The sequence below is a fragment of the Enterococcus sp. AZ163 genome, assembly GCF_050498925.1.
Classification (GTDB): Bacteria; Bacillota; Bacilli; order Lactobacillales; family Enterococcaceae; genus Enterococcus_A; species Enterococcus_A ferrettii.
The window spans coordinates 560,226-574,539 of sequence record NZ_JBIPAO010000001.1 but is presented as its reverse complement, the minus strand read 5'-3'; the positions used below and the strand labels follow the sequence as shown (position 1 = coordinate 574,539).

At 32.7% G+C, this 14,314-nt stretch carries 8 protein-coding genes; 4 read left to right on the top strand and 4 right to left on the bottom strand.

Features of this window, described 5'->3' with window-relative positions; genetic code table 11:
* Window positions 1–7: 7 nt before the first annotated feature.
* Both IGI46_RS02870 and IGI46_RS02865 read right to left on the bottom strand, forming a co-directional pair.
* Window positions 8–2,860, bottom strand: coding sequence for a DUF3427 domain-containing protein (locus tag IGI46_RS02870; RefSeq protein ID WP_429972817.1), 2,853 nt, complete (start codon window positions 2,858–2,860; stop codon window positions 8–10).
* An 11-nt stretch (window positions 2,861–2,871) separates the two neighbouring features.
* Window positions 2,872–3,270 (bottom strand): (deoxy)nucleoside triphosphate pyrophosphohydrolase, encoded by a 399-nt coding sequence (locus tag IGI46_RS02865; protein ID WP_429972816.1) that lies wholly within the window; start codon window positions 3,268–3,270, stop codon window positions 2,872–2,874.
* 500 nt (window positions 3,271–3,770) lie between these two features.
* On the opposite strand from IGI46_RS02865, the gene IGI46_RS02860 reads away from it, so the two are divergent.
* The 4 genes from IGI46_RS02860 to IGI46_RS02845 all read left to right on the top strand — a co-directional run bounded on the left by IGI46_RS02860 (window position 3,771) and on the right by IGI46_RS02845 (window position 11,541).
* Window positions 3,771–6,218, top strand: coding sequence for an ATP-dependent nuclease (locus IGI46_RS02860; protein ID WP_429972815.1), 2,448 nt, complete (start codon window positions 3,771–3,773; stop codon window positions 6,216–6,218).
* Window positions 6,202–8,307, top strand: coding sequence for a UvrD-helicase domain-containing protein (locus IGI46_RS02855; protein WP_429972814.1), 2,106 nt, complete (start codon window positions 6,202–6,204; stop codon window positions 8,305–8,307). Before IGI46_RS02860 ends, IGI46_RS02855 begins: the two co-directional genes overlap by 17 nt.
* 220 nt (window positions 8,308–8,527) lie before the next feature.
* On the top strand, window positions 8,528–8,776 hold the full coding sequence (locus tag IGI46_RS02850; protein ID WP_429972813.1) for a type I restriction endonuclease subunit S: 249 nt from the start codon (window positions 8,528–8,530) through the stop codon (window positions 8,774–8,776).
* Between the two features lie 299 nt (window positions 8,777–9,075).
* A complete protein-coding gene (locus IGI46_RS02845) occupies window positions 9,076–11,541 on the top strand; it encodes an AAA domain-containing protein (protein WP_429972812.1) in 2,466 nt (821 codons plus the stop codon).
* A gap of 236 nt (window positions 11,542–11,777) precedes the next feature.
* Here the strand turns inward: IGI46_RS02845 and IGI46_RS02840 are convergent, their stop codons facing one another.
* Window positions 11,778–12,383, bottom strand: a complete 606-nt coding sequence (locus IGI46_RS02840; protein ID WP_429972811.1) for a hypothetical protein — start codon at window positions 12,381–12,383, stop codon at window positions 11,778–11,780.
* A gap of 179 nt (window positions 12,384–12,562) precedes the next feature.
* A complete protein-coding gene (locus IGI46_RS02835) occupies window positions 12,563–13,798 on the bottom strand; it encodes an FRG domain-containing protein (protein WP_429972810.1) in 1,236 nt (411 codons plus the stop codon).
* Between the last annotated feature and the right edge of the window lie 516 nt (window positions 13,799–14,314).

The window sequence follows — 14,314 nt, the reverse complement described above, 5'->3', positions numbered from 1 at the left end:
ATTGGCTTTATGTCAAATACTTAAACAACTTCGTATCCACAGCCTCCGCCAATCGCAAATCCATCTCCACAACGTTCTGCGCTTTACCTTCTTGAGTAGGCTTGGAAAGCTGCTTAATCGTATCCTGAATAGGGGATGCTTCACCAAGATAATAAAATTCCTTGCCCTCATCATCGGACTTTTTCACAAATAGGTGGATGGTCCAACTTTTAGCATCCTGCAGGGCTTTTACTTCAGGAGAAGCCAATGTTCTAGGTGATTTGGTGAACCAGCGCATAGTGGCTTCATCAATCAGTTCATCCTCATAAGCCATCTGGGCGCCTTTAAAATCTTCACCTTTTTGTAAGGTGATAAAGATGATGAATTTCCCATCCTTATAAGTATAGCCACCAATATTTTGATCCACCATCTGCTCATGCCAGTTCAACATCCTAAGCACATCACGGCGACGATACTTCGCATAGCGAGTCAGAGCTTGATCAGTTGCGAAATCCTCCGATTTATAGAAACTAGCTGTGAGTAAGTCTTCCAGAAGTTTTCTAAAGTAGTCTTTTTGTAGGGCCTGTTGAAAAGCTGGGGATAACTGAATCAGTTGCGAATTATCCACAGAAATAAGTTCAGCACCACTATAAGTTTTCTTTTGTCCACCTGTGTAAAACTCTAGAGAAAGAGTTCTTAGGACAGATTGGATTGTCTCATCATCATCAGGCAGTTGACTTTTTGTGAATGTGTCCTTAACTTCTTTAAAAGTTAATCCACATTTTTCTTTAAGTAGCTTAGAAAGTAGGATAATTTCATGCTGACGAATGCCAGGTAGAATCTCTCTAGATAGGAACATTAAAAATTTATTCTCTTGCTCTGCTAACGTATCTTCATTGTCTTTGACCTTAGCTAAAAATGTATAATATGAATCAAACTTGTTCGCAATCAACATTGGATCAAGTACCTGCTGCTGCATGAAGTCAGTTAGGTAAGGGATTCGATTCAAACGATTCTTGAAGGAGGAGTAGATTTGTTTCAGTTCTTTCATTGAATCCAGCGCTGCATCATCAATTGATTTGAAGATTCGTTCCTTCGCCACTTCTTCAAAGTTAATCGTCGAAAGTCCACTGATATAATTAGTATCAAAGGTATCTTTTCGAAGGTTGTCCTTATTCCGAGTGATGTCCCCAGAAAGAGCCATCGGAATCATATAGTTATTCTTATAGTTCCCGATAAAATCAATGATTGTCACAAATTCCTTGGAATCATCCTTTCGCAAACCACGCCCCAACTGCTGAACGAAAATAATACTAGATTGAGTATTCCGTAGCATTACCACCTGATTAATTTTTGGAATATCGATTCCTTCGTTAAAAATATCTACAGTGAAAATGTAATTGAGTTCACCAGATTCCAACCGTTCAATCTGAGCTTCCCGTTCATCAATCGAGTGTTCACCGGTTAGATAGGTACTAGGAATTTCACGCTGATTGAAGCGTTCGGATAATTCCCGAGCTTCTTCCTTACGACTGCAGAACACTAGTCCCTTAGGATCATTTCCCGAACAGCCGTAGTAATGAATCTTTTCAATCAAAAATTTCACCCGATCATCCATGGTTAAATACTTCAAATCAGTTGTTTCTGAGATAACTACATCTTCTTTCTCAAAATCAGTGACACCGAAATAATGGAAAGGGCATAGCAGATCCTCTTCCAAAGCTTCCTGCAGACGAATTTCATAAGCAATATTGTAGTCAAACAACTCGAAAATATTGAAATTATCTGTCCGTTCAGGAGTGGCAGTCATTCCTAATAAGAACTTAGGTGTAAAATAATTCAGTGTTTGCAGGTAGGATTGAGCCCCAGCCTTGTGGACCTCATCGATCAAAATGTAGTCAAAATAATCCTGCTCAAATAATTCCTGATAAGCCGGTTTAGAAATAGTTTGAATGGTCGCAAACAAATACTTCGCATCCGTATCCTTTTGACTACCAGAGAGAATCCCGAATTGGTCGGAAGGCTCTCCCAGGACTTTTTCAAAGGATTCTTTGGTTTTATTCAAAATCTGCTCGCGATGGACAATGAATAGCATTCGCTTTGGTTGTACATTTGCTACATCGAAAGCCGCTAAATAAGTTTTCCCGGTGCCTGTAGCAGAAATGACTAATCCTTTCTTTGCTCCGGTTTCTCGTAGTTCCTTTAAGTTTTTCAACGCCACTTTTTGCATTCGATTAGCCATAACATATTGAGAAGCAACCTCAGCTACATTAACAGCATTCGCCAATTTCTGATTGTTTACAACTGGTTCATAATTTGCTCTATACTCAGTTACCCATTCTGGTGTTAAAGCTTCCGCCTGCTCCCACTCAGAGGTCAAATGATTTTGAATTTGATGAATTACTTCACCATGCTCATAGGAAGTCAATCGAATATTCCACTCGTAATTCAGTTTCAACGCACTCATAGTTAAATTCGAGCTGCCGATAATAAACGAATGATAATCCTTCTGAGAGAACAGATATCCTTTGGAATGGAAGCCGGATTTAGCTGAAATACGAACTTCCAGATTAGGAATAGCCAAAAGAGCTTTAAACATATCCGGATGATTAAAACCCAGATAAGTCGAGGTCAACAAACGACCAGAAATCCCACGATCAGCCAGATCAGAAAGATGAGACTTCAACGCATTCAATCCATCTTGTGTCACAAACGCTACCGAGAAGAAAAAGTCCTCACAGGTATCAATCTCTTCCTGCAACACATTTAGCAAAAACTCTTTTTCTTTTGGACGATTAATAATCAGTTTTGGATCATAGTGAGAGCCTTCAATCTCTTTGTTCATAAAGGCCTTTTTAAGGGACTGCTCTAAAACATCCATGGGAAACTCCTCTATAATTTATTAGTTTTTAACTTCTCAACGGTTGGAATATCGGCCGGAGCCCATTCCAATGAATCCAATGCTTCAACTGGTAACCACTTGATAGCTACATGCTCAGTTAGTTTCGGCTGACCTTCCTGAAGGTGGCAGATGAAGGTCGTTAGATGAACAATACCAAAATCATATTCGTATTTAGTTGACTCAAACATCTTATCCTCAACTGTAACAGTGATCAATAACTCTTCTCTTAATTCTCGTTTTAGTGCTTCGATCGGTGTTTCGTCCGCTTCAACCTTACCTCCAGGGAACTCCCAGAAATTAGCCAAAGACTTTTCCGACCCACGTTGGGCACATAATATTTTTCCATTGTCGACGATGATTGCGCCGACTACTTCAATTGTTTTTTTCATGATGAACTTCTTTCTATAATTAGTATATATAGTCAATTATAGAGGATTTTTGGAGAGATTGCAGCAAGGTGGAGATTATGATGGTTTCAGGGTCGTTTGTGATGGATTGCTCATTATTATTATATTAGATAAGTATAATGAATTGAGGTGTATTTTTTTATATTGATTAAAAACTTCATGTGTCGTTAAATTTTATGATCGGATTTTTTTGTTTTTAGTATAATAATGAACTGCTGCAAAACCCCAAAAATAGAGTTTAGGATATCCATCTAGTCGAATTTGTACTAAGTCTATCATTACTAATTTAATTTTTTGAAGAAGAGACAAACATTTTTAAATTAGTATTTGCTAGAGGCCATGACTTGGTTAACGCAAGTACAAAAGAGACTGATAAAAAATCTGAGTTTTTTTGTGAAATAACTAGCTTACGGTGATTCATCGGTGAGGGAAATTGAGAGTATTCAAAACAATTATTATATATTGTAGAAAGAAGGAGAAAAATGTATCTAAAAAGTTTATCTGTTAGAAATTACAGGAAATTTGGTGACACCTTACAAAGAATTGAATTTGCCCATGATGCTTGGGAGAATGAAACAACTGCAGAGGGAAATGAAAGTCTCGAACAAGAGATGATCACAGAAAAATATATATCAAAAAGTTCTACATTAATGGTTGGTAAAAATAATTCTGGTAAAACGACAGTTCTATCCTTAATGAAGTGTCTAAAGGATAAAAAATGTGGCTCATTAGATGTTTTCAAATGTACAGATTTTAATTTGAATTATTTACGTAGATGGTACCGTGATAATATTTTTCTAAAGAGTTCAGATACCATTAAGAATATTGCCTCTGAAGAATTACCAATTTTGGAGTTCAATTTAGAAATAGGTATTGATAACAAAGATGATGTAATTGGAAAATTCGAAGATATATTGATTTTGAGAGATATTAATGAAAAGGCTTTAGAAGAAAACATACAAAAAGAGAAATGTGATGTGGCAGATGTAAATATAGGTATAAGATACGAAGTCAATAATAAGACCAAATTTTTAGAATCTCTATCGAAATTGAACAAGGATAAGACAATAAAATTGTCACAACTAGAATTATCTGAAACGGAAATCAAAGAAATCTTTCCGGCAGTGTTAGTTGAGGCTGATACGGTATCTTTAAATAAATTGAGAGAATTGAAAGATAGTCACACTTCAGTCAAACAGTTCATTGAATATTACGATGAACAACGTTTTAGAAATTATCTGCAGCATTTTTGTGGAAAATATTACATTTTGAATTTTTATCCCGATGGAAATAGTGAACCAGCTAAAGATTTTTCATTATCCTCATTACTAAAAGTTAAAACGATTGATGCTAACACTGTTAAAGACGGAAAAACGTTATCAAATGCATATAATAAAATTGTTACAGCATACATCAAAAATCATAAAACCGAGGATATAGACGATTTTATCGATAAGTTGAATTACCAAGTAAAGAATACTGTGGACGAAAAGATAACAAAAATTTTACAAGATGCTATTACAAGCATTGAATCAGCTAAAAACTTGAAGATGAATTTGAAGCCGGACATTAACTTACAAACTATATTTAATCACAGTATTATTTATGAATACCAAGAAGATGGTAATTATATTCCAGAAAACCAATTTGGATTGGGCTACACTAACTTGATGGTTATAATTTCGGAAATTGTCGATTATATAGAATTGTATGGTAAAGAAGATATCAATGGTGCAATTAATATTTTATGTATCGAAGAACCTGAGTCATTTATGCATCCTCAAATGCAAGAATTATTTATTAAAAATATTTCCAAAGCGATAGCTAAACTTTTAGGGAATAAAGGTGAAGATAAATTAGATATATTCCAAATAATCATTACTACGCACTCATCAGCTATCTTGAATAGTAAAATTCACTCTGGAAACACTTTAGATAATATTGTTTATTTGGGCTATGATGAGAACAATGCAATTGTCACGCACAATATTAAAGATAAGGAATTAATATCAAAGGGGAAGATGTCCTCAGGAGTTTTTGAATATATAAAAAAATATCTAAGACTAGAAGCTACTGATATTTTCTTTGCAGATGCAGTAGTGTTAGTTGAAGGTGTGTCTGAAGAAACTTATATAAGGTACCTCGTAGATAATGATGAGATCTTAAATAAAGAGCATATAAAGATTTATAGAATTGATGGAGCATACGCACATCAGTTTACCTCTTTATTGGATTTACTCAAAATAAAAACAATTATTTTCACAGATCTGGATTTAAAGAGAAGCGCTGAAGAAAAGATCGTTAAAATTAGTGATGATGACGAGAATGATACACTACCTAAGCCAATAAGTGACTTAAGTGAAAGAGGACTCTCTGAGAGGTACATTACTACAAATGGCTCTCTACGGACATTCATATCTGAAAAGACAGATTTAAATAATGAAAAAGATAAGATGAAGAAAATGAATCAATTTATTGTAGATAATATTGACGAGAATGAATTTCTAGAAATAGATTACAAAGGTATCTCATTATTTACACAAGGAAAAATAAATGGAAATTTTGCAACAAGCTTTGAGGAAGCTGTTGTATTAACAAATTGTGTGGATAACAATGGTGATTATCAAAATAAAAAATCATTAATCGATCTTTTAAAACACGTTCATCCGAGAACGAGATATTTCAATAACATTGATGAGAACTCCGATATAGCAAAAAATTCATATATGTACCAAATCAAATTATCAGATGAAAAATCTAAGTTTTCAACAGGACTAATTTTTCTTAGTATAAAAGACTCTGACTCTGACTCTGACTCTGACTCTGACTCTGATTTTGATTTTGAAATTAAAACCCCTGATTATATTGAGAAGGGTCTCCAAAAACTTAGAGATAACTTTTCGGAGGTGACTAATGGACAAGAAAATTAATGAGGAATTTAAGCAGCAAGAAATAGAAATACAAAACCAAATAAACGAATGTATAGAGAACTTCAAGAATTTCTATTTTGATGCTGGAGCTGGAGCTGGTAAGACCTATGCATTACAGAAGTCAATTGAATACATTTTGGAGAATAAAACTGAAATATTAGTAAATGTGAGCCAAAAAATTCTATGTATAACTTATACAAATGCTGCCAAAAATGAAATTTTGGATAGAATAGGGAATAATACGCTTGTAGCAGTGTCAACTATCCATGATTTTTTATGGAGTTTTATTGGTCATCAACAACCTTTATTAATCAAAGAACATAAAAAGAAAATTGAGCAAGAAATAAAAAAAATAGAATCTGATTTATCAGATATTTCTTTCTACAATCAACTTGAAGATCAAGAGGATTTTATTCGAAAAGTTTCAAAACCAGAATTTCTCGATGTATTTTACAAGTATTATAGTGAATCTGCTAGCAACTTTAAAAAAGAAATAGAGAAAACCGGAATGATCAACGAACATGAAACAGCAAAGATACTTCGTAATGTCGCCAACTTTAAGAAAGTTGTAACATCATTAGTTAATTGGGAGGAACTTCAAATCGCATTAGCTAAGATATCTGCGAAAGAAAAGATTAAGATTCGCTATAAGCCAACTCGTAATAGAGATAAACTTAGTCGATTTGTAATTAGTCATGATACATTACTAGATTATGCTTTCTCTATTATTACGAACAACATTCTACTCAAAAGACTATTTTCGGATAAATATCCCTATGTTTTAGTTGATGAATATCAAGATACTCATAAAGAAGTGATAGATATCTTCGATGATATTTTGAATTATTCAGAAGCAAGGCATAAAAACTTTTTAATAGGATATTTTGGGGATCACATGCAAAATATTTATAGTAGCGGGATAGGAAAACTAGATGATAATGAAGATTTTGTTCCAATAAGAAAGATATACAATCGGAGGTCCGCTTCACAAATTGTTGAGCTCATTGAAAAAGTTCGAAATGATGATTTTGGTCAAGTTAGTATTTATAAAAATTTTGACGATGGTCATTATCAGTTTTATCATTGTAAATCTGAATTAGACCTTTCTAATTTTGTAGTAAAGGAAAAGATAAATAATAACTGCGCATGTCTACTTTTAAAAAATGAAGCCATTGCTAAGGAAAGAAAGTTCAGCAATTTGTGGAACACGATTAGAACTTTCCCGAGGTTTAACGGAGGCAACTATGATAATATTAGCTCAGAATTTTTAACAAGTAATCTGCAAAATATGGGCTGGTTTTTAAGGGAAATCTATACTTTTATCGACTTTATAATGAAAGTAAAAAATGACCAATCTACTGTGAGGATGATCACAAATTTCATAGATAATTCCCAAACAATAACTTATGGTGTTTTTAGTCAGTTAATTACTAAAGTCAAATCAATCAACTCTTTAAAACTAGGTGACTATATTGAAGAGTTTTGCAAAATCAAGATTTGCCGAAAGGAAAACATAGATAACCCACTGGTGATTGATTCTATTTTGAAAAATGTTTTCTCAACTGATATTACAGGTGATTACATGCAACAAATAAAGAATCAGGCTTATGACTACTTTCATTTTACCTCAACTAGTAATGCAGATGCAGATGTAGATGAAGAAAATGAACCTGAAAAAGATATAGATAGTATGGCATCTTTTTTTGAATTGGACATTGAAGAATTTTTCTGCTGGTACAAATATATTCAAGATGATGGAAAAGAACGTGGTACAAACTATTATACGCTGCATAGTTCAAAAGGATTAGAATTTGATAATGTAGTAGTGGTTATTGAAAACCAATTTGCTAAAAAAAGTGACTATTTTCAATATTTTTTCAATAATTACGGAACCTCAGTTTTAACAGGTGATGAGCTGAAAAGGTTTAACGATGTTAGAAATCTATTTTACGTTGCTTGCTCAAGGGCACGAAAAAAATTATATGTCATTTATTTGTCTGGTGAATTAGGGGAGAAAGAGCGTAACAGTCTAGAGAGTATTTTTGGAGAAATATTTCTTATTGATGAGAAAATATTGTCTGAAAACTAAATTAATAAGTCACTATAGAAGGATTCAGGATACTATATCCTTCTATTCGTTTACTTTGGTATCTGTATAATGTTGGAGCTTTGTAAAGACTATTTTCTTAAAAGGGGAATGCTTTGAAACAAAGTTCAAAAAATGTTGAACGGTCAGTTATGGAACCATCATTTTGATATAATCAGTGCAATGTTTTTAAAGCTATCATAACGAAAATTGTGACCGACTGTTGGTACTTACTACTTACTCGGCAAATGATAAAGATGTTCGTGACGAACTGCATTCTTCGGCGATTCAATACATGATCGGAGACGGTCCTATTACAAATATTGGAACTATCATCGAAAGCAAGGATTACGAATGTTACAAAGCAGTTCATCCTGCAGTTAAGCCGTTCAAATATGCCCAAGCGAAGAAGCGTGAATGGCGAAAGATATTAGGTGATAAAGTAGTTCCGTTGGAGGATGAGTTAAGATAAAAATTTTAAGAGTTATACCGTCAAGGCCAAATCGAAATAAGATTTGGTCTTTTATTTTGGTATGATAATGATCAAATATGTACCGTTTATGAATAATATTTATTTTTATAGGTAGAATCCAGTTATAATGATAGTTATGGCAATTTGCAATTACGTTAGAATTCTTATAGAGATTCCTATTCCGATAGGGCTGATAGGTTTCCGTAATTAATTGTGAGGGTTTAAACAAAAAAGGTGAAGATGTAAATATTTGAGTTTCTGTCGTTTTTAAACGTAAATTTAGGATAAAGGGTGTTGGTATGGAAAATCTGAGGGCATTTAGAGAATATTATATAAGTGTAGCACATGAAGTAGGTGAGATGAGTACTTATGAAGCTGAAAATGATAAGAAGTATTTTCATGAGAATATTTGTAAAGAAATTGATTTTTTTGATGAAACAAGTGCACTGTTTGCCTATTTAAATAGACATAATTTAGATAGAGATGGTTTGGAATCTCTATGTTTTCCATTTGGAATAAATAGTAGTCAATTCAAAGCAGTTGAACAAACATTTTTGAAGCAAGTTACCTTGATCCAAGGTCCTCCAGGAACAGGAAAAACTCAGACGATTTTGAATATTATTGCAAATGCTGTAATCCACAATAAGAGTGTAGCAGTCGTCTCTCCGAACAATTCTGCTACAGATAATGTTTTCGAAAAACTTGAAGAGTATAATTTTTCATTCATAGCTGCAAATGTAGGCAATGTAAACAAAAGGAATTCCTTTTTTGATAATGTACCTGCCATTCCAGAAGTAATTTCAAGTTGGAGCCTTGATAGGGAAGAACTTCTGTCTAAGAAAACAAAATTGGATGAAAAGGTTCGAACGTTGAAAGAGTATCTAGATGTAAGAAATGAGCTAAGTGTTTTAAAGCATCAACTAAGAGAATGGGAACAAGAGAAAAAATACTTTGACCAATATTTTAATAAAGAACTAAAAGGTAAGTTACTTGAGGAGGTTAATTTAAAAAGGATCAATCTAATAAAATTTGATGAACATAGACAAATAAAACTAATTACTGATTTGACGATGAATGAGCTTAACAATCCTTCTATTGGAAAAAAGATAGAAACCTTTTTTAAATATGGAATCTATAATTTTAAGATGTTCAAATCTGAGGAAAAAATCCAAGCTTTGATTGATAAGCTTGAGGATAACTATTACGAAACGAAAATTAGAGTAATAAGTTTGGAAATAATTAAGAAAGAGAAAATACTAGAATCTGGGAACTATAAACAATTAATGGAAGATGTTGAAAAGTTATCAATAGAAGTTTTTCAAGCAGTTTTAGCACAAAGATATACTTTTGAAGGTGAAAGGGCCACTAAAAAAAAGCTATTTCATGATCATAAATCATTTGTAGGTGATTTCCCGGTTACTTTAAGTACAAATGATGCAATTTGTACAAACATTCAGAAAGGAGAAAAGTTTGATTATGTGATAATGGATGAAGCATCAATGGGGGGAATTATGCCTAGTATTTTTCCGTTAAGCGTGGCAAAAAATATTGTCATAGTGGGAGATGCTAAGCAATTACCTAATATTGTTGGCATAAAAAGAGAAGATGTAAAAATAGAGGTTGCAAATAATGACTATGATTATTTCGAACACAGTATTTTATCCTCGATGGAAAAGGTATTTAAAGAAGATCTACCTTCCACCTTACTTAGAGAACATTATCGGTGTAATCCTATGATAATAAATTTTTGTAATAAAGAGTTTTATAATGAGGAATTGATAATCATGAAAGAAGCAAGAAATGAAAAATCACTTGTCTTACTTGAAACTTCATACGGGAATCATATGAAGTTTGATTATGATAATAGGGTTTTCAATCAAAGAGAGATTGACTCCATCTTATCTGAAGAATTCAAAAACAATTGTCCTATGATTACGAAAATGAAAAAAACAGCGATAATTACTCCTTTTAGAAGACAAGTAGAAAAAACTCGAAACACAATAAATAAACGAAACAATACTACTAATGCTGATGTGCAAACTGTTCATAAGTATCAGGGACGGTCTTGTGATGCGGTCATCTTTTCAACTGTTTTGGACAATAAGGGGAGTAAAAGAAATTTTGAGTTTGTAGAAAATGAGAATCTCGTCAATGTTGCTGTTTCAAGAGCTAAAGAGTTATTTGTTTTAAACAGTTCTGTTGAAAAATTCAATAAGAGAAATAATTGTATTGCCAGTCTGATTCGCTATATTAGATATTACGGTGATTATTCTCTTGAGTATAAAAGTGGCGTACGCTCTATTTTTGATTTACTAACTAAAGACTTTCAAGAAGAGCTAGAATCTAGAAGGAAAAAATATGAAGTTAATCATTCAAAGTTTGATTCGGAAAATCTTATGATGGATTTAATAGTGAATACCTTAAAAGAAGAAAAATATCATTCGATAGCATGTGCTACGGAATATTCAATAAAAAAATTAGGTAAGGATTTTAGTGTTTTAAATCAAGAAGAAAATCAATACGTCAAAAATGGCGCGAGATTAGATTTTTTATTTTATTTCAAAAGTGGCAATGAACCGATAGGAGCAATAGAAGTTGACGGACATACTTATCACTCAAGACCAATACAACAAAAAAAAGATATGCTGAAGGATGAAATTTTATCGAAAATAGGTATCCCTTTAGAACGCTTTTCTACAACAGAGAGTGAAGAGGAGAAAAAGTTACGTCAATTTTTAGATAGGCTTATTTATTCAATAGTGTAACCAGTTGAACAACCGATGCACGGTAACGCGCGATATTTAAAATTAAAGTTTGCCTTTCAAAAGACGAAAGATTGGCTTCTCAGTGCTGTATACATTGAGCATAACCTAAGCTACTTGAGTTTGAAATAGTCGTTAACGATTTCTTTTCGGGTGAGAAGAAATCGTTTTTTATTGTATAAATACAGATAAACAGAGAGTGTAAATATTGCCTGAAATATCCCTCTGCTTTCTTGAAGCTATATGTTATCTTCAGCTTCTTTCAAAAGTTCCTCCACAATAGTATTTTCCTTCAACTCAATCCCTGCCGTAGTATATCTCGCCTTTATGTCCTGCTTATCCCATTTTTTTGGCATTGATGTTTTTGATAATTTACTATCTTCCTCTATGGTAATGCATGCTACATAGTAATACTTTTCTAATAAATCCTTAACATGTTTTTTAGTGAGTGTTCCTTTCGCAGCTTTAGCTTTCAGAGGTTTTAGAATGTATTCATTCTTTGGTACCATGTGCTCATATCTAAAAGGTGTTTTTGAGTTGATTCGATGATTTACACCAAATTGATCAATAAGATCTCTGGCCGCGTCACTAATATAATCAGCGGTCATTCTGTGATCAAAACCATTGTGTGGTAGTTTTTTCAATTTTTTTAAATTGTCCTTACAATTTTTCGTTACCTTTCTAAACCCAATATGACTAATGAATTCGTGATCCTTATGAGACTTTAGCCAAATATCAGCGCAATCCTTGCTCTCTCTTTTTTTAATGCAGTCATAAGTTCTATATCTGGATACAAGTTCATAGTATAGCAGTGTCGACATTTCTTCTAAATCAATACTTCTCATATAAATACTCCTTTAATTTAGTAGCCTCGAAATTCTAATCATTCATTGATACATGCACCACAAGTAAATTGCGTTACAATAATTATTCGAATGAATTCTTAAGGTACACTTAGGCTTACAATTCTACATGCAAAAAAGATAATTCAAGCTTAATTTGGTAAAGGTTAACGGGCTATTCATTAAGAATCCAATTTTAAATATTTTTCTTTTATATAAGCAGCTCTTTTTTCAATATCAGGATAAATATTTCCTTGATTGATTCCAAACTCGTCTAGCTGGTTTCGAATATGTTCTTTATTGGAATAAGGAATTATGAACTGAACCGGTTGTTTTTCGGTTTTAAATCCAAATTTTTGATCCAATCGACGTTCATATCTATCATGCTCATTTTCAATTTCTGATTTAAAAGCTTCGGAAGATGTAAAACCATAGCTAATGAAAGCACCTGACTGATTCATTATCCGATCGTTATTTTTTAAAGGGAGACATATCATGAATTCAAATAGATCACTTGGGTCCAATACATTTGAAAAATAGAGTCCCGATTTTCTTGCTTCATGGATAAGTTTCTTTACGTGGTCGGACTGGTTAAATTCAATAATCCTCTCGTACTTAGGTTTTTTATCTTTGAATTTCTTTGCTAAAGCATAAATTTCTGATTTTAAATCATAGGGTAGAAATGCTAAGGAATTTTGAATTTCAACTGTATCGCTTGAAAAATTTTTAATTGCTTTTTTGTGGGCAGAAAAAACGATGATTTCTCCGTCCTTATTCACTGAATTTGGATCTGTGTTGTTAGTAGCAAAAAACAATGCTGATAGTGGGTTTGATGAAATGTCTAACAATCTTGTTGGTAAGCTAAAATGTTGCATCTCTGTCAATATTTCTAAGTGTTTCTTCGAATGGCTGAAATTTTTTGGACTTATAGTCTGCAATTCGTAATATAATTGATCCTCATTTATATAATATTCTTTAGTTCTCATTATTGACGGAACTGACCTGTAATCGGCATCCTCATGTCCTCTAAAATAATAGCTTCTATCATTTTGATCATCAAGCTTTGTTAATGAATTTTTACTTAGAGATTCTATTGCTTTTTCTATCGAATCAATTATTTGGACATTATTTTTTTTTGATATTAAGTATTTATCCTCTCGTCGAAAATCCCTATTATCGATTTCTTCTTGTAAAGAAGGGTCGGTTTTGTAGAGAATATTTAACATATCACTAATCGTGGATTTCTCTTTTTTTAGTTGTTTGGACTGGGTTATAAACTCTTTTCTAAGATGATCAATAATTGTTGGGTTTATGTTACCATTATCAGGAATTGCTTTACTTGCTTCATATTCATAATACAGTTTCTCAATATCTATAAGTTGGTCCAATTTACGAACACTAGATCTTTGTGTTTTCACTTGATTCTCTCCTTTATTACACGAAACATCAACAAATGTATTTGCGATCATTTTACATATGTTATTCAGACCAAACTTGTACTGCTGAGTATTTTATTAAAATTTTGCTGCTATAAAATACTAACCAACGAAGAGACAGAATTCCAATATTAACGCATGACTCCTAAAAGCATATTTTGTAATCTTATTACACTATACTTTATTTAAGTTCTTAAACACAATACCCTTGGTTTATTTTTATGCTCTAAAATATTTACTTTAAGCAGTATTATATAAAATTATGAAACAGTATGCTTCATAAAATGTAAATCCCCATAGTGATTAATAATGAATTTGAGCTATCATATTGCTTCTAAAAACAAGTTCAAATCTAAAACAATGGAATGTAAATGAGAAACTCCTAGGTTGATTGCGCCTTCGGTTTTTTATCCCAATCTAAAACAATGGAATACAAACCAGCATTATTCGAATCACACGATCGTTACCTCAATCCAAACTAACCACACCACTAAAAAA